Origin of the sequence: Pseudoalteromonas sp. GW168-MNA-CIBAN-0100, from assembly GCF_040309225.1 — a bacterium.
In the GTDB taxonomy this organism is placed as follows: Bacteria; Pseudomonadota; Gammaproteobacteria; order Enterobacterales; family Alteromonadaceae; genus Pseudoalteromonas; species Pseudoalteromonas arctica.
Genome location: NZ_JBEOOL010000002.1, coordinates 185162 through 211005, shown reverse-complemented (window position 1 = coordinate 211005; position 25844 = coordinate 185162). Strand labels below are relative to the sequence as shown.

At 37.5% G+C, this 25844-nt stretch carries 18 protein-coding genes; 17 read left to right on the top strand and 1 reads right to left on the bottom strand.

Annotated features, from left to right (window positions below):
• The first annotated feature begins 5 nt into the window (after window positions 1-5).
• The 10 genes from AAEY62_RS02070 to AAEY62_RS02025 all read left to right on the top strand — a co-directional run bounded on the left by AAEY62_RS02070 (window position 6) and on the right by AAEY62_RS02025 (window position 17769).
• The gene (locus AAEY62_RS02070; protein WP_165721954.1) at window positions 6-1370 is read left to right on the top strand and encodes a DUF1329 domain-containing protein; all 1365 of its coding nucleotides are present in this window, start codon (window positions 6-8) and stop codon (window positions 1368-1370) included.
• 126 nt (window positions 1371-1496) lie between these two features.
• Window positions 1497-2492 carry a WD40/YVTN/BNR-like repeat-containing protein gene (locus AAEY62_RS02065; RefSeq protein ID WP_350634522.1) on the top strand — a complete coding sequence of 332 codons (996 nt, stop codon included), beginning with the start codon at window positions 1497-1499 and terminating at the stop codon, window positions 2490-2492.
• The gene (locus AAEY62_RS02060) at window positions 2492-4813 is read left to right on the top strand and encodes an efflux RND transporter permease subunit (protein WP_350634520.1); all 2322 of its coding nucleotides are present in this window, start codon (window positions 2492-2494) and stop codon (window positions 4811-4813) included. Before AAEY62_RS02065 ends, AAEY62_RS02060 begins: the two co-directional genes overlap by 1 nt.
• A gap of 208 nt (window positions 4814-5021) precedes the next feature.
• The gene (locus tag AAEY62_RS02055) at window positions 5022-9863 is read left to right on the top strand and encodes an NAD-glutamate dehydrogenase (protein ID WP_024589189.1); all 4842 of its coding nucleotides are present in this window, start codon (window positions 5022-5024) and stop codon (window positions 9861-9863) included.
• Window positions 9864-9983: 120 nt separating this feature from the next.
• The gene (gene pyrD / locus AAEY62_RS02050; protein ID WP_024589190.1) at window positions 9984-10994 is read left to right on the top strand and encodes a quinone-dependent dihydroorotate dehydrogenase; all 1011 of its coding nucleotides are present in this window, start codon (window positions 9984-9986) and stop codon (window positions 10992-10994) included.
• Between the two features lie 117 nt (window positions 10995-11111).
• Complete coding sequence (locus tag AAEY62_RS02045; RefSeq protein ID WP_007586900.1) at window positions 11112-11642, top strand: cell division protein ZapC; 531 nt, start codon at window positions 11112-11114, stop codon at window positions 11640-11642.
• Window positions 11643-11733: 91 nt separating this feature from the next.
• The gene (gene rlmKL, locus AAEY62_RS02040) at window positions 11734-13851 is read left to right on the top strand and encodes a bifunctional 23S rRNA (guanine(2069)-N(7))-methyltransferase RlmK/23S rRNA (guanine(2445)-N(2))-methyltransferase RlmL (protein ID WP_007586899.1); all 2118 of its coding nucleotides are present in this window, start codon (window positions 11734-11736) and stop codon (window positions 13849-13851) included.
• Window positions 13844-14083, top strand: coding sequence for a glutaredoxin family protein (locus tag AAEY62_RS02035; RefSeq protein WP_024589191.1), 240 nt, complete (start codon window positions 13844-13846; stop codon window positions 14081-14083). The genes rlmKL and AAEY62_RS02035 overlap by 8 nt, the downstream gene beginning before the upstream one ends.
• Window positions 14084-14098: 15 nt before the next feature.
• The gene (gene uup / locus AAEY62_RS02030) at window positions 14099-16012 is read left to right on the top strand and encodes an ATP-binding cassette ATPase Uup (RefSeq protein ID WP_024589192.1); all 1914 of its coding nucleotides are present in this window, start codon (window positions 14099-14101) and stop codon (window positions 16010-16012) included.
• 11 nt (window positions 16013-16023) lie between these two features.
• Window positions 16024-17769, top strand: coding sequence for a DUF3466 family protein (locus AAEY62_RS02025; protein ID WP_024589193.1), 1746 nt, complete (start codon window positions 16024-16026; stop codon window positions 17767-17769).
• A 121-nt stretch (window positions 17770-17890) separates the two neighbouring features.
• Here AAEY62_RS02025 and AAEY62_RS02020 read toward each other — a convergent pair whose 3' ends face one another.
• A complete protein-coding gene (locus tag AAEY62_RS02020) occupies window positions 17891-18397 on the bottom strand; it encodes a DUF2062 domain-containing protein (RefSeq protein ID WP_007586895.1) in 507 nt (168 codons plus the stop codon).
• On the opposite strand from AAEY62_RS02020, the gene AAEY62_RS02015 reads away from it, so the two are divergent.
• From AAEY62_RS02015 to tcdA, 7 genes are read left to right on the top strand one after another with little or no spacing between them, the layout of a single operon-like run.
• The gene (locus AAEY62_RS02015; protein ID WP_350634519.1) at window positions 18377-20644 is read left to right on the top strand and encodes a DNA internalization-related competence protein ComEC/Rec2; all 2268 of its coding nucleotides are present in this window, start codon (window positions 18377-18379) and stop codon (window positions 20642-20644) included. The two genes, AAEY62_RS02020 and AAEY62_RS02015, sit on opposite strands and share 21 nt — an antisense overlap.
• Window positions 20645-20704: 60 nt before the next feature.
• Window positions 20705-22450, top strand: coding sequence for a lipid A export permease/ATP-binding protein MsbA (msbA, locus tag AAEY62_RS02010; RefSeq protein WP_350634518.1), 1746 nt, complete (start codon window positions 20705-20707; stop codon window positions 22448-22450).
• Window positions 22447-23427, top strand: a complete 981-nt coding sequence (gene lpxK, locus AAEY62_RS02005) for a tetraacyldisaccharide 4'-kinase (protein ID WP_350634517.1) — start codon at window positions 22447-22449, stop codon at window positions 23425-23427. The genes msbA and lpxK overlap by 4 nt, the downstream gene beginning before the upstream one ends.
• Window positions 23417-23614, top strand: a complete 198-nt coding sequence (locus AAEY62_RS02000; protein WP_002961789.1) for a Trm112 family protein — start codon at window positions 23417-23419, stop codon at window positions 23612-23614. The genes lpxK and AAEY62_RS02000 overlap by 11 nt, the downstream gene beginning before the upstream one ends.
• Window positions 23602-24363, top strand: a complete 762-nt coding sequence (kdsB, locus tag AAEY62_RS01995; protein WP_350634516.1) for a 3-deoxy-manno-octulosonate cytidylyltransferase — start codon at window positions 23602-23604, stop codon at window positions 24361-24363. The genes AAEY62_RS02000 and kdsB overlap by 13 nt, the downstream gene beginning before the upstream one ends.
• Window positions 24360-25040, top strand: a complete 681-nt coding sequence (locus tag AAEY62_RS01990) for a TIGR01621 family pseudouridine synthase (protein WP_024589198.1) — start codon at window positions 24360-24362, stop codon at window positions 25038-25040. The genes kdsB and AAEY62_RS01990 overlap by 4 nt, the downstream gene beginning before the upstream one ends.
• Window positions 25041-25838: a tRNA cyclic N6-threonylcarbamoyladenosine(37) synthase TcdA gene (tcdA, locus tag AAEY62_RS01985; protein WP_024589199.1), complete on the top strand. Its 798-nt coding sequence runs from the start codon at window positions 25041-25043 to the stop codon at window positions 25836-25838. It begins immediately after the preceding gene.
• Window positions 25839-25844 lie beyond the last annotated feature (6 nt).

The following is a 25844-nucleotide window of genomic DNA, read 5'->3' as shown; positions in this document are numbered from 1 at the left end:
TTATTATGATTAAAAAACCTACCCTCATCGCTACAGCTTTTTGTAGCTTGTTTGCAAGCAGCGCAGCTTTAGCTAAATTAAACGCTGATGAAGTTGCTCAATTAGGTCAAAACTTAACGCCAATGGGCGCAGAAAAAGCAGCTAATGCTGATGGCTCTATTCCAGCATGGAATAACGGAATTACAACAGCCCCTGCAGGTTATGAAGCTGGTATGCATCACCTTGACCCATTTACAGCTGATAAAGTGCTTTTCACTATTGATAAAAGTAATATTGAAAAGTACAAAGCCAATTTAAGTCCGGGTCAAATTGCTTTATTTGAAGCATACCCAGACACATTTAAAATGCCAGTGTATGAAACACGTCGTTCTGCTTCTTACCCTCAGTTTGTATATGATGCGACTAAAAAGTTTGCACCGACTGCTGAATTAATAGAAGGCGGTAACGGTATTAAAAATACAGCGATTGGTATTCCTTTCCCTATACCTAAAACGGGTTTAGAGGCAATTTGGAATCACTTATTACGTTACCGTGGCCAGTCTATTGAGCGTTTTGGTGGTCAAGCTGCACCGACTGCATCTGGTTCTTATAACTATGTTGGCTTTGATGAGCAGTTATTAGTTAAATACTCAGACCCTAGTGCAACACCAGCAGAGCTGCAAGACTCAAATATTTTGTTTAAGTTTAAACAAAGCGTTACAGAACCGGCTCGTTTAGCGGGTACTGCATTATTAGTTCATGAAACAATGGATCAAATATTAACGCCGCGCCAAGCATGGACCTACAACTCGGGACAACGTCGTGTTCGTCGTGCACCTAATGTCGCATATGATGCACCAGGCACAGCTGCAGATAGCCTGCGTACTACCGATGATTTTGATATGTTTAATGGCTCGCCAAATCGTTACAACTGGACGCTAAAAGGCAAGCAAGAGTTATATATACCTTACAACAGCTATAAACTTCATAGTGATAAGCTAGAGTACGATGATATTTTAATGCCTGGCCATATTAACCCAGAACATACACGTTACGAAAAACACCGTGTTTGGGTTGTTGAAGCTAACTTAAAAGATGATACACGTCATATCTATAAAAAACGTGTGTTTTACATCGATGAAGATAGCTGGCAAGTACAGGTTACTGATATTTATGATAACCGCGACCAACTTTACCGTGTAGCAATGGCTTATGGCCTTAACTACTACGAAGTACCTACACAGTGGAGTACGCTTGAGGTTTATCATGATTTGAATTCTCGTCGTTATTTAGCAATTGGTTTAGATAACCAAGAAAAAATGTACGATTTTTCACAGTCATTTAACGATAACGAATTTACTTCAAGCGCTTTACGTCGCGCAGGTAGATAGTATTAAACTAGGCACTTAACAATTTGTTAAGTGCCTTTTCCTTTCTCATCGCGTTTGTCTTACAGCGCGCAACGCTTTCCCCAGTAAAAAGACAAACAACTCTCTCGTACAAGGCGATTAAAATTTATGAAGTATTTGGTATATGCCAGCCTGATAATAAGCGGTGCGGGTGTTGCACAAGAAGCCCCTAACAATGCAATCAGTGCAACAAATGCAGCTAAAACCTTACTCACCGACATAACCAACACAGGCAATGGTCTAATTGCAGTAGGTAAACACGGTACTGTTATTAAAAGTATCTCGGGTGATAAATGGCAACAAGCTGAGCTAGTCCCAACTCAAGTGCTATTAACTGCCGTTGATTTTAGTAATGAAAATAATGGATGGGCGTGTGGCCACGATGCAACAATAATAAATACTACTGACGGTGGTGTTAATTGGCAACTACAACAAGCACAACCAAAATTAGACAAACCATGTTTAGATATTCTATTTGAAGATGATTTAAAAGGTTTTGCAGTGGGCGCATATGGCATGTTTTATCAAACCACCGATGGTGGTAAACATTGGCAAAAACGCTTTTTAGATTCGCTATTATTTAGTGATGATCGTGATTACTTGAACGATTTAAAAGAAAATGACCCCGAAGGATACGAAGCCGAAACTGCTTCAATTTTACCGCACTTTAATCGAATCGAAAAAACAGATAATGGTTTAATGCTGGTTGGTGAGATGGGCTTGATGGCCAGAAGCATTGATGATGGTCAAACTTGGCAAAGGATAGAAGAAATTTATCCTGGCTCATTCTTTGCGGTTGCATCAGATAGCACACAAGAAATTGTGGCAGGGCTTCGAGGTAATGTTTTTGCAAAGCAAAATGGTGAACAGCAGTGGCAGCATTTCGAAAATGTTAAAACAGCGACGATCAACAACATCATTAATTATAATAACAAACAATGGCTTATGCTTGCCAACAGTGGCGTTATTTTTCATCTTCAAGATGGGTTACTCACCCATGAGCAGCTTGCTGACGGTAAAGCGATTCTTGATGGTGTAATTTTAGATAACAAACTAATCATGGCTACAGAAGATGGCATTAAAGTGAAGGAGTTAACCCCTTAATGCATAAACTACTCGATTTTATTGAAAAGGCGATTTTTAGACATCGCTTAATTATGCTTATAAGTTTTGCACTTATAACCTGTTTACTTGTATTCAAAGCGACTCAAATTCAATTAGATGCATCGTTTAATAAAAATATCCCGTTAAACCACGATTATATGAAAGTGTATACCAAGCATGAAAAGCAGTTTGGTGGTGCAAACAGTATTTTGATTTCAGTGTGTGATGACAGTGGTGATATATTTAATCCAGAGTTCTTTACTCAATTAAAAGCGGTTCACGATCAGCTTTATTTCATTCCTGGCGTAAATCGTCCATTAGTTAACTCAATATTTTCACCCAGTGCTCGTTTTGTTGAAGTAGTGGAGGATGGCTTTGCCGGTGGCCCAATTATTCCTGCTAACTTTAAAGCAGATAAGCGTGGTTTAGGTGTAGTAAAGGAAAACATTGAAAAAGCAAAAGTTGTAGGACGTATGATTGCCAGCGATTATTCGTGTGCAATGGTAACTGCTCAACTTTTAGAAACTGATCCTCAAACACAACAAAAATTAGACACATTAGCTTTTGCACAAAAGCTAGAAAGTGATTTAAGAGAGCCTTTAAGTACGGACAAAGTAAGTATTCATATTATTGGCTTTGCAAAAATGGCTGGTGATATAGCTGAAGGGGCAAAAGGGGTGGTTGTATTTTTTGTCATTGCTATCGCTTTTACCTTTATTATGGTCTGGCTATTTTGTGGCAGTTTAAAGCTGACTATTTTGCCTATCGCATGTTCCATTATTGCTGTTATTTGGCAATTAGGCCTGCTTTCAAGTTTAGGTTTTGGCCTTGATCCTATGTCTATTTTGGTACCGTTTTTAGTATTTGCTATTGGTGTAAGCCATGGTGTGCAGATGATAAATGCGATTGGTAAAAAAGTAGGTGAAGGTAAAACAACACGTATTTGTTGTCAGTCAAGTTTTAGGGCTTTATTAGTGCCAGGCGGTATTGCACTGCTTTCAGACACCGTAGGCTTCTTAACATTACTTACCATCGATATTGGTATTATCCGTGAACTTGCCATTACAGCGAGTTTAGGTGTAGCAGTAATTATATTTACTAATTTAATCTTATTGCCAGTTTGGGCTTCGTACATGAACTTTGAAAACAGTGTACATATTCAATCTGGTGATGCAGCAAAACCAAACATGCTTGATAAAATCCGCGACTTACTTGTTAAAGCGACTGATCCTAAAGTAGCTAAAATGATTATTGGTTTTACCCTTGTTCTATTTGCTTTAGGTTACTGGCAAGCAGATAAAATGCGTATAGGTGACTTACACGCAGGCGCACCATCTCTGCATCAAGATGCCCGTTACAACCAAGACACGTTTTTAATATCAGATAAGTACACTATCTCATCTGATATTTTAAAAGTAATTGTAGAGGCGTATCCTGCAGCATGTACTGAGCATGATGTGATGGAGCGTATAAGCCGTTTTCAATACAAAGTTGAGAATGTGGCCGGTGTGCAGTCTGCTGTAAGTTTGAGCTCTGTAGCTCAATCGGTTAACGCGGGCTACAACGAAGGCAATTTAAAATGGCAGAGTTTGCCAAGAAATTCAGCAAGCTTAGTACAGTCAACGTCTCGAGTTGAAACTAGTACAGGTTTACTTAACGGTGATTGTTCTGTTATGCCAGTGATTATATTCTTAGATGATCATAAAGCACAAACTATCGATACCGTAATTAAGAGTGTTAAGCAATTTGCACAAGAAGAGGGCACTGATAAATTAGCATTTAAATTAGCGTCAGGACCTGTGGGCGTAATGGCCGCGACTAATGAGTCTGTATCAGAAGCACAAATACCAATGATGCTTTACGTTTATGGTGCCGTTATTATTTTATGTTTAATGAGCTTTAGAAGCGTAAAAGCAACGATTGCTGTGGTATTGCCGCTTTATATCGTATCAACACTTGCACAAGCACTTATGGTGCAATTAGAAATAGGCTTAACCGTTTCTACTTTGCCAGTTATTGCTCTAGGAGTAGGTATTGGGGTCGATTACGGTATTTATATACTGTCGTCGATGATGGGGCAGCTTAAGCAAAATGTACCATTAAGTGTTGCTTATCGAAATGCGCTTGTTGAACGTGGAAGTGCGGTTCTATTTACCGGTATTACACTTGCGATTGGTGTGAGTACGTGGATATTCTCAGATCTTAAATTCCAAGTTGATATGGGTATACTGTTAACCTTCATGTTTTTAGTAAATATGTTAGGTGCAGTGTTGTTATTACCCGCTATTGGTAGCCTTCTCTGGACTGACCAGAAAAAATAATGTGAATAATTTTGCTCCAAAATGGCCTGTAAAGGCCATTTATATCTACAATTTGTGAATAGATGACCAAATAGCTGAAATGCTTAAAATGTTTTCATCGAAAAGGCTGTTTATTAGCTGTAAAAGGGTTAGAATTTAATTGACTCCACGCTAATGAATAGCTGTACAAATTCCTGCTCCTGAGCAGTAATAGATTAAGGAACATACAATGACACGAAATGAAGGCCAAGCCTCGGTTATCCTAGATAATGTCTGTAAGCTGATCCAGAAAAAAGTTCGCGCTGATAATGTGTTACTCGTTGAGAAATTCGCCAAAGCCTTGTACAGCAATATGTCTAAAGAGGATTTGGCAAACCGCAACGATAGTGACCTATATGGCGCAGCATTAAGCCTTTGGAACTCGCTAGAAAAAAATACTACCGACGACGCTGTTATCCGCGTTTTCAACCCTGAAGTGGCAAAAGATGGCTGGCAGTCATCACATACAATCGTAGAGATTATTACTAAAGACATGCCGTTTTTAGTTGATTCTGTTCGTATGGCCATGACTCGTGAAAATATCGCCTCTCACTTATTACTTCACTGCCCATTAAAAATTAAGCGCGATGAAAACGCTAAAATTTCTGGATTATCAAATTTAAAAGCAGAGCAAGAATCCTCATCTACTAAAACAGTATTTTTTATTGAAATTGACCGTCAAACAGATTCTTCTGTGATTGAGTCTTTCAAGAAAGAGTTAGAGTCGGTTCTTGTTGATGTGTCAGTTGCTGTTGATGATTGGCAGCCAATTCGTAAAAAATTGATTGCAGTAACCAAAGAGTTACCTAAACGTCATCACAATAAAACGACAGAAGAAGTTTCAGAAACAACTGAGTTTTTAGATTGGTTAGCGAAAGATAACTTTACCCTAATGGGTTACCGTGAATATGAGCTAAGCCCAGTTCAAGGTGATTACCAATTAAAAGGTAAAATGGAATCAAGCCTTGGCTTGATGAAAAACTCTACTGAAGAACACACACGATTATTATCAGAATTACCAGAGGTTGCTCGCCAAGAAGCACGCAGCAGCAACCTACTGATCCTAACAAAAACTAACTCTGTTTCTCGCGTTCACCGTCCAGCTTACATTGATTACGTAGGTATTAAGCGTTTTGACGATGAAGGCAATGTAATTGGTGAAGACCGCTTTATTGGTTTGTTCTCATCAAGCTTTTACAATAACAGTGCTACTGATGTGCCTGTTTTAAAAAGTAAAATTAACCGCATTATGGAAATGTGTGATTTTGCTAAAGGTACACACGCTTACAAAGCTGTTTTAAATATTTTAGAAACCTACCCACGTGATGAGCTAGTTCAAGCGCGCGAAAGTGAGCTACTTGAAGTTGCTATGGGTGTTTTACAAGTACAAGAGCGCGATATGTGTCGCTTGTTTGTACGTAAAGATGCGTATGGTCGCTTTTTATCTTGCATGGTTTATGTTCCTCGCGAACGCTATAACACGGCTCTTCGTCGTGAAACGCAAGATATATTAGCTAATGCATTTAATTCTGACGATAAAGTCGAATTTACTACTTATTTCTCTGAGTCAACACTGGCGCGTACTCATTACACCGTTCGTGTGACCGACAACAAGATCGAATATAACGTGAAAGACATCGAAAACAATTTAGTAGAAGCTGCACGTACGTGGGAAGATAAACTTCAATCTGCACTTTTAGAGTCTGCGGGTGAAGCACGCGGTAACGATTTAAATCGTAAATACTGTAATGCGTTTGCACGCTCATACAAAGACGAAGTGCTTCCAAGTGCTGCGGTTGTTGATATCGAAAAATTAGAACTACTTAGCGATGAAAACAAGCTAGAAATGCTGTTCTACCGTCCTCAAGAAGAAGCAAACAGTAATATTGTACGATTAAGCTTATTCCATAAAGATGAGCCAATTCACTTATCTGATGTTATGCCAATGCTTGAAAACTTTGGTCTGCGCGTTGTTGGTGAAACACCATATTCAGTTAAAACTAGCGATGGTCGTATTAACTGGATCATGGACTTCTCGATGCTTATTGACAGCAAAGGGATGGCAGACTTTGATAAAATTTCAGCACGTTTTCGCGCTGCATTAACAAATGTGTGGGGCAACCGCCTTGAAAATGATGGTTTTAACCGTTTAGTGTTAATGGGTGGCCTAACTGGCCGCGAAGCCTCTATTTTACGTGCTTACGCTAAGTACATGCGTCAAATTGGTGTAACGTTCTCACAAAGTTACATTGAAAGCACATTTGCAAATTATCCAAACATTGCAGCGCAAATTGTTAATTTATTTGCTAAAAAGTTCTCAGTTAAGAGCCCAGCAAGTGCTAAAACACTTGAAAAGTTAAGTACGCAAATTTACTTAGAACTTGAAAATGTAGCAAACCTTGATGATGACCGCATTATACGTTTATACGTAGATATGATTGTTGCAACGCTTCGTACTAACTATTTCCAAAAAGATGATGCAGGTCAGTTTAAGTCTTATGTCTCGTTTAAAATACAGCCTAGCTTAATTCCTGATGTACCACTTCCACTTCCTGCGTTTGAGATCTTTGTTTATTCTCCGCGCGTTGAAGGTGTGCATTTACGTTACGGTAAAGTAGCGCGTGGTGGTCTGCGTTGGTCTGATCGTCGTGAAGATTTCCGTACTGAAGTACTTGGCTTAGTTAAAGCGCAACAAGTTAAAAATACAGTAATTGTACCTGTTGGTTCTAAAGGTGGTTTTGTATGTAAACAATTACCTAGTGAGCGCGAAGCGTTTATAAAAGAAGGCCAAGAGTGTTACAAAATCTTTATCCGTGGTCTTCTAGATATTACAGATAACATAGAGCGCGGGGAAGTAGTCCCAGCTCGCGATGTTGTTCGCCACGATGAAGATGATGCTTACTTAGTGGTTGCAGCCGATAAAGGAACCGCTACTTTCTCTGATATCGCAAACGGCATAGCTAATGAATACAATTTCTGGCTAGGTGATGCATTCGCATCAGGTGGCTCGGTTGGTTACGATCATAAGAAAATGGGTATTACAGCTAAAGGCGCATGGGAGTCAGTTAAACGACATTTCCGTGAAATGGATATCGATTGTCAAACTACCGACTTTACGGTAGTTGCAATTGGCGATATGGCTGGTGATGTATTTGGTAATGGTATGTTGTTATCTAAGCATATTCGTTTACAAGTTGCCTTTAACCATATGCACATTTTTGTTGATCCTAACCCAGATGCTGCTACTTCTTACCCAGAGCGCGAACGTTTATTTAATATGCCGCGTTCATCTTGGGAAGATTACAATAAAGAGTTAATTTCTGCCGGTGGTGGTGTTTTCTCTCGTGCTGCTAAATCAATTACGCTCAGCCCAGAAATGAAAAAAATGTTGGGTACTAAAAAAGCAAGTATGACCCCAAATGAGTTAATGAAAGCTTCATTGATGATGGAGTTCGATTTACTGTGGAATGGCGGTATTGGTACATACATTAAAAACTCTAAAGAAACTGATGCAGATGTAGGGGATCGTGCAAACGATGCACTACGTATCAATGGTAGAGATTTAGGCGCTAAAATAATTGGTGAGGGCGGTAACTTAGGTGCAACTCAATTAGGTCGTGTTGAATTTGCAGCTAAGGGTGGTCGTGTTAATACTGACTTTATTGATAACGTAGGGGGCGTTGCCTGTTCAGATAACGAAGTTAACATTAAGATTTTACTTAATGGCTTGGTTGCTGAAGGTGACTTAACACGTAAACAACGTGATGAGCTACTTTATTCAATGACAGATGAAGTATCTGAATTAGTATTAAAAGACTGTTACCGTCAAACACATACTATTTCAATTACGCAGTCTAAAGGTACTTCAACGCTTAAAGAAAAGATTCGTTTTATTCATGCACTTGAAAAAGATGGCAAGTTAAACCGTGCTATCGAGTTTATTCCAAGCGATGAAGAATTGGCAGAACGTGCAGCCGCAGGTAAAGACTTAACTCGCCCTGAGCTTTCAGTGCTTGTTTCGTACGCTAAAATGGTATTAAAAGAGTCTTTAGTAAGTGATGAAATTACTGAAAACCCTTACTATCGTCAATTGCTTGTGAAGTCATTCCCACGTCCTCTACGTGAGAAGTTTAACGATGCGATGAACAACCATCCACTTCGTAAAGAAATTATTGCAACTAAACTTGCTAACAGTATTGTTAATGATATGGGTTTAAACTTCATGGTACGTATGCATGAAGAAACCGGTGCCAACGAAGCTGAAATTGCAATGTGTTACTCAATTGCTAGCGAAATATTTGAAATGCGCGATACATGGTCTTCTATCAGCGCACTGGATAATAAAATACCAGCAGCGGTACAAACTGAAATGCTTTACCAACTTCGTCGTACTGTTCGCCGTACTACGCGTTGGTTCTTACGTCATCGTAATAAGTCACAAACGATTGAACAAGGAATTGAATTCTTTGCGCCAACATTTAAAGATTTAAGCGATAATTTAAATACGTACATGATTGAAAAAGAAAATGACCGTATTGTAATTGAAGCTAATAAGTTAATTGACGCCGGCGTTCCTGCAGATATAGCTAATCGTATTGTTTCGTTATCAAGCTTATTCTCTGTGATGGATTTAGCTGAAGTTGCTAATAATTCAGGTAAGAGTATTTCGATGGTATCGAATACTTACTTTAAACTAGGCGCAAGAATGGGTCTGCATTGGTTCTTAGAGCAAATAACTAAGCAACCAGTAGCAAATCATTGGCAAGCACTTGCTCGTTCATCTTACCGTGAAGAGCTTGATTGGCAGCAACGTACGTTATCTGAAGTGGTGCTAAATAGCTTTGAAGGTGACGAGAGCGATGTTGATAGTCAAATAGATGAGTGGATGGATAGTCAAGATTTATTACTTCAGCGTTGGAAACAAATGTTGGCTGAGTTTAAAACATCACAAAGCCACGACTTTGCTAAGTTCTCAGTTGCACTTCGTGAACTTATGTTATTAAGTCATAACTGTGATACATCAGGAAAATAATTTAGCTTTAATCAGTTATTTGTTTAGTAAATAAATAACTGATTGTTAAAATTGTTATACAATACCTCAGCCTTGTCTGAGGTATTTTTTTGTCTGAAATTTAAAAAGAGGATTATATTGATGTTTTATGATTTAGCTCGCCGTTTTATGTTTACCCGTGATGCGGAGTGGGCGCATGAGTTTGCACTTAATAATCTTCGTCGTTTTGCTAATACGCCTCTAAATATAGCTTGGTCACAAAGTGTTTCAGATAAACCCGTAAACTTTTTAGGTCTTGAATTTAAAAACCCAGTAGGGCTTGCCGCTGGCCTTGATAAAAATGCAGAATGTATTGATGCTTTTAGCCAAATGGGATTTGGTTTTATTGAAGTTGGAACGGTTACACCGCGTCCTCAAGTTGGTAATGATAAGCCACGTATTTTTAGACTTCCAGAGTCAAACGCAATTATTAACCGTATGGGCTTTAATAATAAAGGTGTTGATAATTTAGTCGAAAATGTAAAAGCAGCAAAGTACAGTGGCATACTCGGTATCAATATTGGTAAAAATAAAGATACACCTAATGAACAAGGTAAAGATGACTACATTCATTGTATGCGTAAAGTATTTGAGCATGCCTCATACATTACGGTAAATATTTCATCACCAAATACCCCAGGGCTTCGTGATTTACAATATGGTGCTGCACTTGATGATTTATTGCAAAGTCTTAAAAATGAACAGTTAGATTTAATTTCAAAGCATAATAAGCAAGTGCCTATGCTTGTAAAAATTGCACCGGATCTCGATCAAATACAAATAGAGCAAGTAAGTGAATCACTTTTAAATAATAAAATTGATGGTGTAATTGCCACAAACACAACGCTTGAGCGAGCCGCAGTTATGGGGCAGCAATATGCACAAGAGGCGGGCGGTTTATCAGGTCACCCTGTTAGAATGCGCTCTACAGAGGTAGTAAGTGAACTAAAACGCTTAACACAAGGTAAGCTACCAATCATCGGAGTCGGCGGTATTGATGATGCTACATCTGCAAAAGAAAAGTTAGATGCAGGCGCAAATTTAGTTCAGGTTTATACTGGGTTCATCTACAAAGGTCCACAATTGGTAAAGTCGATCGTTAACGGCTTATAAGGATCAGTTATCTAAGCTTTTGATCGTTAGCTAAATGTTCTAAGCAAACATTTTAAAAGTGGTCAAAAGCGGTTATACTCTGAGCAATAATTATTCAACATACCCAAGGAGGAGTAAATGTTACAAGCATCAAAGCAATGGCAGTGGATTACTTGTCCTGATAAAAATCGTTTGTTACTTGATTTAAATGACGACATGCAATTATGCACGCCTTATAAATTAAGACAGCTCACCGATTCTGTTTTTAAAAATCCACGTTTTAGTCTCGAAGATGCTGCATTTTACGAACAAGTTTATAATTATCTGGATGGATTTGAATTGTGGTCTGCGGCTCAAATTTGTCAAATATCATTAAATGCGACTGCTGTTAAGTATCACTTAAAACCCGTTTTAGCAAAAAGTTGGTTTTTTGAAGAATACACCGGGACAGAGCCAAGCGTAGAGGCAATAGTAAAATTAACATCTAAAGCGCAGTCAGGTGATTTTTTAATTGTAGAGCATTGTCCTGATGCATCTATTTGTTTGAATTTAAGTGAAACCTTTAAATTAGACGAAAACTTATCTTTGGCGCAATTTGAAGTAATCCGTATTTTGAATAATCGAGTACACCCCATCCTAAATCAGCAATATCAAAGTCAAACCGCCTAACCAAATTTAAGTCTTAAGCGTGTCTTTATGGCGTGTTTGTCGCCCAACCTATGTTATAATCCTGCGCAATTAGCTATTAAGGGTTATTACTTTGCAATTTATCGCACTTACTTCTATCGGAATCGAAAATTTATTGGTTGATGAACTAACAGAACTTGGCGCAACCGTGTCTAAGCAAACTGTTGGTTCTGTTCGTTTTGAGGCTGACTCATTACTTGCGCAAAAGGTTTGTTTATCAACTCGTTTTGCAACGCGTGTGCTTATGCTTATTGAAGAAAAAGAAGGCGTAGATGACAAAAATAGCCTGTATAATTTTGCGCGCTCGCAACCTTGGCAAGAATGGTTTGGACCTACGCAAACATTCGCTGTCGACTTCAACGGTACCAATGACTCATTAAAAAACACGCAATTTTCGGGTCTTGTAATCAAAGATGCGATTGTTGACTATTTTAATGATTTATATGAGCAACGTCCTAACGTTGATAAGCAAGATGCTAACGTGCGCGTAGTTGCACGATTAAATCGTTACGGCGTATCGATGTATATTGACTATTCAGGTCCTCGTTTGTCAGAACGTGGTTACCGCCAAGGCCAAGGTAAAGCGCCAATTAAAGAGCACTTAGCTGCTGCATTAATTAAGCGAAGTGGCTGGCTTGAAAATGTAAAACAGCCTTTATTCGATCCATGTTGTGGTGCGGGCACTATTTTGATAGAAGCTGCCGGTATGGCGCGAAACGAAGCGCCAGGATTATTCCGTGAAGGTTTTGCTTTTGAGCGTTTACCCAGTTTTAGAGCCGCTAAGTTTAAAGAGCTTAAAGAAGAGTTACTCGCTAATATTACTGATCCTAAATTATGGTTAATTGGCCACGATTACGATGAGCAAGTATTAAGTAAAGCAATTGATAATGCTAAACGTGCAGAGCTTGACGACGTGATTAAGTTTAAGCAAAGTGATGCAACTAAACTTACAGCTGTTGCAAAATTACCGGGTGTTGTAATTTCAAACTTACCTTATGGTGAGCGTATTGGCTCTATGGCTGAGCTTGTTGATTTACACCGTAATTTAGGCGTTGGCTTTAAAAAGCACTTCAATCACTGGAAACTTGCCTTATTGGGTATGGACGAGAGCTTATTTAAACTTTTAAAACTTGTGCGCCTTAAGCGTTATAAATTTAAAAATGGCCCGCTTGATGTAGAACTTAACTTATACCAATTAGATGATAAGCAAGTAAGTTTGACTACAGATGACAAAAAAGCACTCAATTTTGAAGGCTCAACGTCATTTGCAAATAGATTGAAAAAAAATAAGCAAGGCTTAAAAAACTGGCTTAAACAAAATAAAATAGATGCTTATCGCGTCTATGAAGCGGATATCCCTGAATACAATGTTGCTGTAGATATTTATGGCGACTCTGCTGTAATTTTTGAATATGCAGCGCCTAAAGAAATTGATGAAAAAACATCAGAAAAACGCCTGCAAGACGTAATAAGTTTAACGGCTCAACAGCTTGAGATTTCACCTGAAAACATTGCTGTAAAAGTACGTAAAAAGCAGAAGGGCGAAGATCAGTACACCGCTATGTCTAAACAAAACCGTACTATGGTTGTTGAAGAGTTTGGTGCTAAGTTCAAAGTTAATTTATTTGACTACTTAGACACAGGCTTGTTTTTAGACCATCGCTTAATGCGCCGTTATATTCAAGAAAATGCTAAAGATAAACGTTTCTTAAACCTTTTTGCATACACAGGTACAGCTTCTGTACATGCTGCTCTTGGTGGTGCTAAAGCCATTACTACAGTCGATTTATCAAAGACCTACTTAAAATGGGGCCAAGATAACTTTGATTTAAATGGTATTAGTAATACACGATACCGTTTTGAACAAGCAGATTGTTTAAAATGGTTAGAGCACGCAACGGCGCAATATGATTTGATATTTTTAGATCCTCCAACGTTTTCAAACTCAAAACGTATGAAAGACGCGTTTGATGTACAGAGCGATCACATTAAATTATTAACGTGGGTTAAGAAGATTTTAAGCCCATCAGGTACCTTAATTTTCTCTAATAACAAACGTGGCTTTGTGATAGATGAAGTTGGTCTGATTGGTTTAGGTTTAAAAGCCATTAATATTTCAGATAAAACGTTATCACCAGACTTTAAACGTAATAAAAAAATCCATAATAGCTGGTTAATCACACATGGCTAAATGGGTTTTATACCACACTGATGGTTGCCACTTGTGCGAGCAAGCTGAGCAACTTATCACTGAGGTACTTAGTAATACGAGTGAGTTATTACTAATCGATATTATGACTGATGAGCAGCTTATAGCTGAGTATCAAATTACTATTCCTGTATTAGAAAGTGAAAAAGGCGAGCAATTATTTTGGCCTTTTACTTTACACACTGTGCGCGAATTTTTAGCACAAGCAGAATAAGAGCAAATAAGAACTATGGATTTAATTAGAATTTTAAAAGCACAACTTGCTTTTGGTACGCATGCTTTGCTTAACAAAGCAGATGCTGTTATAGAGAGTGGCGAAAGAGTGTGTGTTGTTGGTCGAAATGGCGCGGGTAAGTCAACTCTATTAAAAGTGCTTGATGGCGAAGTTGTATTAGATGATGGTGAAATAAATCAGCTAGGTGGCATTCGAATTTCTCGTTTAGAACAAGATCCACCAAAAGGCGCAAATGGCACAGTATTTGATTATGTTGCGCAAGGTATGCCTGAGATTGCAAACTTACTAATTGATTTTCATCATGTAAGTAATGAGTTGCAAACAGTGTGTACTGATAAGTTATTAAACAAGCTTGAACGTTTATCAAATCAACTAGAAGCGGCTGATGGCTGGCGCTTTGATAGCCGAATTCAATTAGTGCTAACACAATTAGAATTAACGCCAGAAGCTAAACTTGAGTCTCTTTCTGGTGGTTGGTTACGTAAAGTAGCACTTGCACGTGCACTTGTTAGTGAGCCTGATTTATTATTACTTGATGAGCCAACAAACCATTTAGACATGGCAAGCGTCATGTGGCTTGAGCAATTTTTAAAAGAGTTTAAGGGCGGAATCGTATTTATATCGCATGACCGTGCGTTTATTCGTGCTGTTGCTACGCGTATTTTAGATTTAGACCGTGGTAAGCTTATTTCGTACCCTGGTGATTACGCCACGTACTTAGAGCAAAAAGCCCATGATTTAAAAGTAGAAGAAAGCCAAAATGCATTGTTCGATAAGCGTTTAGCCGAAGAAGAAACATGGATCCGCCAAGGTGTTAAAGCGCGTAGAACGCGTAACGAAGGACGTGTTAGAGAGTTAAAACAGCTTCGTACAGAGCGTAAGCAACGTGTTGACCAAGTTGGTAAAACTGATTTCAATATTGAAACAGCAGATCGCTCTGGTAAGTTAGTATTTGAAGCTAAGAATCTTTGTCATGCATTTAAAGACAAAGTTATTGCTGATGATTTTTCGACACTGGTAATGCGTGGCGACAGAATCGGCTTAGTAGGCCCAAATGGTATTGGTAAAACAACACTATTAAAACTAATGTTTGGTAATTTAGCACCTGATAGCGGCATAACTAAGCAAGGTGTTAATTTAGAATTTGCTTACTTTGACCAATATCGTGAAAAACTTGATGAAGAAGCAACAGTTCAAGATAACGTCGCCGAAGGTAAACAAGAAGTGATGATGGGCGGACGCTCACGTCATGTTTTAGGTTATTTACAAGACTTTTTATTCCCGCCAGCACGTGCTCGAACCCCTGTTAAAGCACTCTCTGGTGGTGAAAAAAACAGATTACTATTAGCTAAATTGTTTTTAAAACCGTCTAATATCCTTGTTCTCGATGAGCCAACAAATGACTTAGACATTGAAACGTTAGAGTTACTAGAGGACATCATTAATCAATACCAAGGTACAGTGCTGATTGTAAGCCATGATCGTGAATTTATTGATAATACATGTTCAAGTGTATGGGCGTTTGAAGGTAACGGTAAAGTTACAGATATTGTAGGTGGCTATAGCGACTATGAGGCTTACGTTAACTATTTAGCTGAACAAGAAAAAAAAACGCAGCAGCAACCAGTAAAAAAAGTTGAAAAAGTAGTCGCTCCAGTTGCTAAACCTGCAGCTAAAACAAATAAACTCTCTTACAAATTAAAACTTGAATTAGAGCAACTACCGAATAAAATGGAAAAACTAGAAGCTGAAATTGAAGCTCAACAAGCTGTAGTTAGTGACTCAGACTTTTTTAAACAAGAGAGTGATGTAACAACTAAAGCATTGAACCATTTGGCACAACTTGAGTCTGACCTTGAAGCTGCGCTTGAGCGCTGGGAAGAACTTGAAGAATTACAGAATCAGTAGTAAGGACTAAAATGAAATATAAATTACTCGCTGCCAGTATTTTAGCGACATTAAGCACTTCAGCAACAAGTGCTACGTACCAGTTAAGTGAATTAGGGACTCTTGAAGACGCTAAATATTCTTATGTAACAGATGTAAGCGAAAGCGGGCATATTATTGGTTTCGCAAATGGTTTATACAATTTACCTATTGATATCAGCTATATAGATTTTACTGAAAATATTATTGAAAATAGCTACGATAATACAGAGGCTGCATTTGATTTAAGTGATAAAGAGATTACCTTTACACTTGATGACATTGAAAATAATGATGCAGTACTTACTAATTCTGATGCACATACTTTCATGGTTAGTTTTTTATCTTCAATTTCTACAAATTTTGAATATCAAAAATTAAGCTCATTAGTTGGCATAAAGTACAATGACACACAAGTAACAGAGCAACCGTTATTTGATGTTGCATCTGTTGATTATGATGGCTTAACGCGTTCAACTATTAACCTTTTTAATGCTGTAAGTGAAGACGGCGTTACTGTTGGTTGGGGCGGTGCTCCTTACGATAAAGTGTCTTTTACACCTGATGGTGAAGATGATGCAGAAACGTGGTTCACACATGAGTTTATAGAACGTGGGATTGTAATAAGTGCTGATGGCAGTATAAGTGTTGAGTTAGAGCCTGAGTTTAATGAATACGGCGGCACAAGCCGCGCTAACGATATAGTCAAAACAAATAGTGGTTACACTGTTGTAGGTAATATCTCTACAAGTATTCCTGATGACAGACAAGATAATATTGATGATAACTGTGATAATGAAGACGAACCAACGTCAGTGTGTATCAACTTATTAAATTCTAATATTTCACGAGGCTTATTTAATAAGCGTGCTGTTAAATGGGAACTTGATGAATCGTTAAATATTATTTCTGTTGAAGAGCTTGGTATGGCACTGACACCTGATGAAGGTGAAACAGAAGATGACGCATTTACGAGTACTGCTTTAGCAGTGAACAACAACGGTACAATTGTAGGTTCATCAAATACGCGTTATTACAAAAATGATGATACGATTCTTACAATGCCAGTTTATTTTAAAGACGGTGCAGTCACTGACTTTATTAATCAAGAAGACGATTGGCAGGCTGGTAAATCAATCGCTATTAATGATAATGATGTAATTACAGGTTATGCGACAAAGCGTATTGAAGGTACTCTTCGTAATAAATTCTTCTATCATGACATCGAAACAGGTAATACAGTTTTCCCAACTGATTATTTTTCAAGCTCAAGTTCTTATGGCAACGATATAAATAATCAAGGATATATTGTAGGCGAAGGGGAAGTAGGTGTTTCTGATAGCTCACGACTTAAAGAAGCTTTTATTTACAAAATTGGTGAAGACAAAATCACTAATCTAAATGATTTACTGCCTTGTTATGACACTGATGGCGAAACTGACTACGCTTACTCAATGGTCGAAGCAACAGCTATTAATGAAAATAATGAAATATTTGGTACTGCGACTAAGACAGTTGAAAAACTTGATTCTTTAGGCGGTGTTGTAACTGATATCAATGGTGAAATTGAATACGAAAGTATTGCAGTTGCAGTTAAGTTAACGCCAATTGCAAATGGTGAAGTAGAAAACTGTGCTCCAGTAGAAGCAGAAGTGTATGAGCGTAACTCTGCTAGCTTTCCTTGGTATACATTATTGCTATTACCATTAGTTGGCTTAAGACGTATATTTCGCTTTTAAAGTTTACTAATATTGATTATAAAAAAAACCAACTTAATAAAGTTGGTTTTTTTTCGTCTATAATATTTCATAAGATTAGGATTGCCATGAATCTTATAGTTATTATTTAGCTTTAACGCTACTAATTATTTCGCGATAACCATGCCTTTTTAACAGAACGGCGCCAAATAATATCAATACCAAAATAGCCGATAATTGATGCAATAGAAGCACATACTAACGAACCTAGTAAAAATGCAGGGCCAATAGTTTCTATGCTCTCTAGAAACCAAGACCAACTAGCTTCAAATACAAAGTGTTGCTCAGGCTGATTAAGTATTAATGTACCCACTAAGTATGAGCCATAAAAAATAGGTGGCATAGTTAGAGGGTTTGTAAGCCATACTAATGCAACTGAGATAGGTAAATTAACTCTAAATAATATAGCGCCGGCTGCTGCTAAAACCATTTGAAAAGGAACAGGGATGAAAGCAAAAAATAACCCGACTGCAAATGCACCTCGAGCAGAACGTCTATTTAAATGCCAAAGATTTGCATCTTGTAAAAGGCGTCCAAATATTCTTAGTGATTTATGATGTCTAATTTTATTTGGATCAGGTAAAAATCTTTGGATCGTTTTTTTAGCCATTTAAAGCAACCATTTACATCAGTGTGGATAAGTCTTGGGTTTGTAATTGGCTGTATAGCAACCGTATTTTATTATCAAACTCTCGAATTTACAGTATTCACAATTTTCATTGTTATAGTGAGCGCTTATTTTAAGCCGTTTTTAAATGTATTGTTAGGCTTTATTTGTGCAATTTGCTTCGTTGGTCTGCATTTTTACGTTTTTTATAGTTTTGAAATACCAAAACCGGATGAAAAGTATGCACTTGATTCTACATTAATTGTTGAAGAGGTTATTTCTGACAAAAAACCTCAATATATTAAAGTTAAAATAGTGGCATTAGAAGGGAGTAATTTTTCGGATTTTAGAGCACCCAAAGCAATGCTCAGTGTTAATTCTGCACAGCCTTTAATAGTAGGTGATGAATTTTCTGCTTTAATTCATTTAAAACATTTTCGTAGTAATAAAAATTTTAATGTATTTGATAATGAACGTTATGCTTTTATAAGTAGAATATTATTTAAAGGTAAAGTGCTTAATAAAAACCTTAATATTATAAATAGTGACAAACAAAGCATAATTTTAGATTATCAACACTTCCTTAAAAACACCTATACGGATACAAAACTACAGTGGCTCTATTATGCATTGCTTAGCGGTGAAAAATCTTTGATGAGCTACGCTGACAAACAATTAATGCAATCTCTTGGGCTAAGTCATTTACTTGCTATATCGGGGTTACATATTGGTTTGATTTTTAGCTTCGGTTATCTATTTACTCGATTCATTTTTGCAAAAATTAATTCTTCGATTGGGCAATCATTCAACCTGACTCTTTATTACAGTTCATGCGGATTTTTAGTAGCCTTGGTTTATGTGTACTTAAGTGACTTTTTAGTATCGGCAACGCGAGCGCTTATCATGCTGGGTTGTTATTTATTATTGTATTTTCTTGCTAAGCAGCCGCTGCGTTGGCGGAGCATTTTATTTGCCTTGGTTATTGTTCTTATTGTTAACCCATTTAATTTACTCAATCCAGGTCTCTACTTTTCATTTTTAGCTGTTGCTATCATTTTTACAGTTATTAATAAATTACCAATATTAAACACTCGCATAAAAAACAAAGTTATTTCACTGTTTGTTATTCAAATAGCGTTATTTATTGGTTTATTGCCACTTTCACTCTATTTTTTTAATGGGGTAAGTATTGCAGGTTTGATAATAAACTTAATTGCTATACCGCTGCTTTCAATCATTATCTTACCTTTTTTAATTGTTTTTACATTACTGAGTTTTTTCTTAGATATAAGTATTTTAATAAACCTGTTTGATACAGGCTTATATGCGCTATTTAAATTGCTTAATGAAATACCAGGATCGTTAAGATGGATAACGACTGGCAGAATTGACTCAATATTTGTCGTTTTTACTTATATTATTATGTTGATGGTTTATTTTCTTCCTTATAAATGGCTCGCTTTTATTCCAGCAATAACGCTTTTATTAAATTATTGGCTAACAGAAAAGTCTAAGTGGCAACTACATGTATTTGATGTTGGGCATGGACTTATGGCATTAATTGAAAAAGATAAACAAGTGCTTATTTATGATTTTGGCCCCAGTTATTTCAATCGCTTTAGCCGTACGCGAAGTATTTTATTGCCTTATATTAAAGCAAATAATTTAACAGTGAAAACGGCGATTCTAAGTCATGAAGATAATGATCACGCTGGAGGATTACAACATTTCTTAGATGCTGGCTTTGGTGAAACATTACAACAATTTCATCCTAAAAATACACATAATGTATGTGAAGTCATAAACATTGATTTTGCTGGATTAAAAGTACAAAGCTTTAGTACAAAAGGGTTTGGAAATGAAAATGATGATTCATGCGTTGTTAGGGTATCAGATAATACTCATAGCGTGTTACTTACCGGTGATATATCAAAGGCGCGTGAAGCATCGCTATTAGCGGATAATAAATCGTTGAAAAGTACAGTAATGTTAAGCCCGCATCATGGCAGCGATACATCCTCAAGTGTTAATTTTATTAATAACGTGGCTCCTAAAGTAGTTATTCATTCAAGTGCCTATAAAGGGCAATGGGAATTCCCCAAGCCTCTTGTCGTCGAACGTTATAACCAAATAAACGCTCAGCAATTTACGACAGGCGTTGAGGGGCAAATCAGTATTAAATTTTATGCAAAGAATTTGTCTATAGAAACAGCAAGAGGGCAGGAAAGTTACTGGTTTATCAAAGATTGACGTTTAGTTTTATCTCATCGGAGGATACAATACAGATTGTTACTGTATTTAGAGAGTGTTATGGATCAAAGTACTACACAAATTTATAAACGTCTTGTCTCATATGTTGGCACCTACAAAAGCGTCGCATTTGTCGCAATTATTGGGATGATAGGCTATTCAGCAATGGATGCTTTATTTATTCAATTAATGAAGCCGTTTATTGATCAAGGTTTGAACCAGCGTAATACAGAAGTTTTAAAGTACGCTCCTTTTGTTGTTATCGCGTTAGTTCTAGGGCGTGGTGTTTTTAACTTTATGTCTTCTTACTGCTTAAGTTATGTAGGCTCCCAAGTTGTACGTTCTTTACGCCAAGAGTTATTTGAGCACATATTGCACTTACCCGTTTCTTTTCATGACAAAAACTCAACGGGAGATTTAATTTCAAAAATCACATTTGATACAGAACAAGTTCAACAAGCAATAACCAAAGCGTTGCTAATCGTGGTTCGAGAAGGTGCATTTGTTGTATTTTTACTTGCGGTAATGTTCTATACCAGTTGGCAACTATCACTGATATTTTTAGTGATCATCCCACTTGTTGCTATTATTGTCGCCGTCGTCTCTAAACGTTTTCGCCACATTTCTAAAAACATTCAATCTGCCATGGGGCAAGTTACACGTAGCTCTGAACAAATGCTTAGCGGACATAAAGTTATTCATGGATTTGGCGGACAAGACCAAGAAATAAACCATTTCTCAAAGATTAATAACCACAACCGCCAACAACGCATCAAAATGGATGCAACAAAAGCATTAAGTGTATCAATTATTCAAATACTAGCTGCCAGTGCCATGGCTGTTATTTTGTGGGTGGTATCAATGCCCTCCATGATTGATACAATAAGCTCTGGTGATTTCATGGTATTAATTGCTTCAATGATGATGCTATTACGCCCACTCAAACAACTCGCCAATGTGAATAGTGATATGCAACGTGGTATCTCTGCCGCGCAAAGTATTTTTTTAGTGTTAGATGAAGAAATGGAAAAAGACACTGGCACCGTTTCAGTCGATAAAGTTAAAGGGTTAATTGAAGTTAAAAATGTAACCTTTAAGTACCCAACAAAAGATGAAGCTGTATTAAATGATTTGTCGCTAACGATTAAAGCGGGTGAAAGTATTGCCTTAGTAGGGCGCTCAGGCTCGGGTAAATCAACAATTTCTAATTTATTACCACGCTACTATGACTTAGAGCTCCCAAGTGAAATTTTGCTTGATGGTATTGCTCTGCAAGATTACAAATTAACAGATTTGCGTCGCCAATTTGCTTTAGTGTCTCAACAAGTCGTGTTATTTAACGATACGATTGCTAACAATATTTGTTATGGCATAAAGCATGATGTGTCTGAGGAAGAATTAGAGCAAGTTGCTAAACAAGCGCATGTTTGGGAGTTTGTTAAAGACCTGCCAGAGCAATTAAACACCATGGTAGGTGAAAATGGCGTAATGCTCTCTGGTGGCCAACGCCAGCGTATAGCGATAGCACGGGCAATATTAAAAGACGCACCTATTTTGATTTTAGACGAGGCTACATCAGCACTTGATACCGAATCTGAAAAGCTTATTCAGCAAGCATTAGAAACGCTAATGAAAGATAAAACCTCAATTGTTATTGCGCATCGCTTATCTACTATCGAAAACAGTGACCGAATCTATGTTATTGATAATGGTCGTGTAATAGAAAGTGGCGATCACAATAGCTTATTAGCAAATGACGGTACTTATTCAGCCCTTTGCAAAATGCAGTTTGGTGATCAGGCGTGAGTAAAATAGAACAAAGCTGGTATAAACCATTTGGTCTAATTACTTTACTGTTATTACCATTAAGTGCTTTTTTTTGGGTTGTATCGTCATTTCGAAAATACTTATATAGCGCTAAAATACTTAAACCTTTTGAGTGCAAAACGCCTGTAATTGTAGTTGGCAATATAAGTGTTGGCGGTAATGGTAAAACGCCTTTTGTTTTGTGGCTGTATGGCCATTTAACAGAGCAAGGTTTATCAGTGGGAATTATTAGTAGAGGGTATGGTGGGCAATCAGAAAATTACCCGCTGTTAGTTACTGACCTTATAGGTGCTCAGCAGGCTGGAGATGAGCCCGTACTTTTATACCATCGTTTAAAGTGCCCAATAGCGGTTGGGCCTAATAGACAACACAATATCGATTTATTAGAAAATAATTATACACTCGATGTTATTATTTCTGATGATGGAATGCAGCATTATAAAATGCCTCGTAGCATTGAGTGTTGTATTGTTGATAGTGAGCGTCGTTTTGGTAATGGTTTTGTTATGCCCGCAGGGCCACTACGCGAAACAACTAAACGCTTACAAAGTGTTGATATAGTAATTGAAAATGGCGGTGAGGCTAATAATAGCTACGTGCTGCAAGTAAGTAACCTTCGCTTAGTTAATTCAAGTGATGATGCAAAAAGTAACGTAAGCGAGGCACATGCAATAAGTGCAATTGGGAACCCTAAACGGTTTGAAAACTCATTAGAAGCACAAAATATTAAGCTATTGTCGACTCATCATTTTAGAGATCATTATGCTTATACAGCAGATGATTTTATTCAATTTGGTGATGATTGCATTATAATGACCGAAAAAGACGCGGTTAAATGTAAGTCCTTTGCAAAACCTAATTGGTATTATTTACCTGTAGATGCAGAGCCTTCCGATAGCGTAATAAACACATTAAATTCATTATTAAAAGAAAAAGGAATACTCAATGGCCTTTGATACAAAATTACTCGAGATAATTGCCTGCCCAGTTTGTAAGGGTAAATTACGCTTTGATAGAGAAAACAACGAACTAATTAGTACTGCAGCTAAGCTTGCTTACCCCGTTCAAGATGATATTCCAGTATTGCTTGAAAACGAAGCACGTGAGTTATCTTTAGAAGAGGTTGAAAAGTGGAATTCGTAGTTGTAATTCCTGCTCGTTTTGCATCAACCCGACTACCTGGTAAGCCGCTTGCTGATATTTGCGGTAAGCCAATGGTTCAACATGTTTACGAAAAAGCATGTTTATCAGGTGCAAGTAAAGTGGTTATAGCAACCGATCATCAAAAAGTGTTTGATGCAGTAAGTTTATTTACTAGTGATGTTGTAATGACTCGCGAAGATCACCAATCGGGTACTGAGCGTTTAGCCGAAGTAGTTGATTTACTTGATCTCGACAGCAATACAATTGTGGTTAATGTACAAGGCGATGAGCCCTTACTTGCGCCAGAAAATGTATCCCAAGTTGCTGCACTATTAAGTGATTCAACAGCACCAATGGCAACGTTAAGTGTTGCTATTGAAGAGCGTGATGAAGTATTTAATCCTAATGCCGTTAAAGTGGTTAGCGATATAAATAAAAATGCGCTGTATTTTTCTCGTGCAAGTATTCCGTTTGATAGAAGCACAATGATGAATGACAGCAGTGCTCTTAATTTAGCACCATTTCAGCGCCATGTAGGTATTTATGCGTACAGAGCGGGTTTTATTAAACAATATATAGAATTGAGCGTATCGCCACTTGAGCTACTTGAATCGCTTGAGCAGTTACGTGTGTTGTATCATGGTTATAAAATCAAAATAGAGCAAGCTCAAATAGCACCCCATGCTGGAGTTGATACGGCAGATGACTTAGCGAAGGTGATAGCGCATATTAAAAGTACAAACGCGTGAGTGAACAAGTAAGTAAAATACTAAAAATCATTTTTACACATAACGATTTTTATATTTTAGAAAAGCCAGCGGGTCTTAATTTTCATTCAGAAGATGGTCCCGGCTTTGTTGTGTTAGCCGAACAACAATTAACGCAAAAGCTTTATGCCGTTCATCGTTTAGATAAAGTGACATCAGGGCTGATCATTTTAGCTAGAAACAAAGCCGCTGCGGCCAGCTTTACTGTTATGTTTACCGAGCATGCTATCGCTAAATTTTATTTAGCGATTAGTGATGCTAAACCAAAAAAGAAGCAAGGTTGGATTAAAGGCGATATGGCTAAATCTCGCCGTGGCTCGTTTAAGTTACTAACGAGTAAGCTTAACCCTGCAATCACCCGATTTTATTCGCTAAGCTATAAGCCTGGGTTTAGAGGGTATATTTTAAAACCTTACTCAGGAAAGACGCATCAATTAAGAGTGGCACTAAAAAGTGTTGGCTCACCTATTTTAGGCGATGCAATGTATGCAGGTACGTCTTCAAATCGTACCTATTTACATGCATATGCGTTGAGCTTTTTATGGCAAGGTGAACAAATACAGCTAACTTTATTACCCGATAATGGTGATGAGTATTTGGCGTTAATTAAACATCAAGATTTTCAAGCATGGCAATCGCCATGGCAACTGGATTGGTAAATGAGCGAAAAAGTTACAGATATACGTTTTGGCGGAATTAAGCGTTTGTATGGTCATCAACAATTTGATTGGCTTCAAGAAGCACACTTTTGTGTAGTAGGTATTGGTGGTGTAGGAAGCTGGGCGGCTGAAGCACTTGCACGTACTGGTGTTGGTAAAATAACATTGATTGATTTGGATGATATTTGCGCGACTAACGTCAATAGACAAATTCATGCGTTAACGGGCACTATTGGTCAAGCTAAAGTAGATGCAATGAAAGCGCGCTGCGAGCTTATTAATCCACAGTGCCAAGTTAATGTAATAGATGACTTTATTACGCTTGATAATATTCAAGAGCATATTCAAGGTTTTGATTATGTGATTGATTGTATTGATGCAGTTAAAGAAAAGGCAGCATTAATAGCGCATTGCAAACGTAATAAACTTCCTATAATTACTACCGGTGGTGCTGGCGGGCAAACAGATCCTAGCCAAATAACTTTTGGTGATGTAGCTAAAACTACGCAAGACCCATTACTTGCAAAAGTACGTTATATTTTGCGTAAGCAGTATAATTTTAGTAATAATCCTAAACGTAAGTTTAATATTGATTGTGTTTACTCAACAGAGCAATTGGTTTACCCAGGAAGCGATGGCAGCGTATGTCATGCTAAGCAAAGTGCTGATGGCTCGATGAATATGGATTGTAATAATGGTTTTGGATCTGTGACTATGATCACAGGAAGCTTCGGCTTTTTTGTTGCGGCAAAAGCGGTGCGTAAATATCTAGATAAAAAACAACGCTCGCAAGCTTAGTTTTTG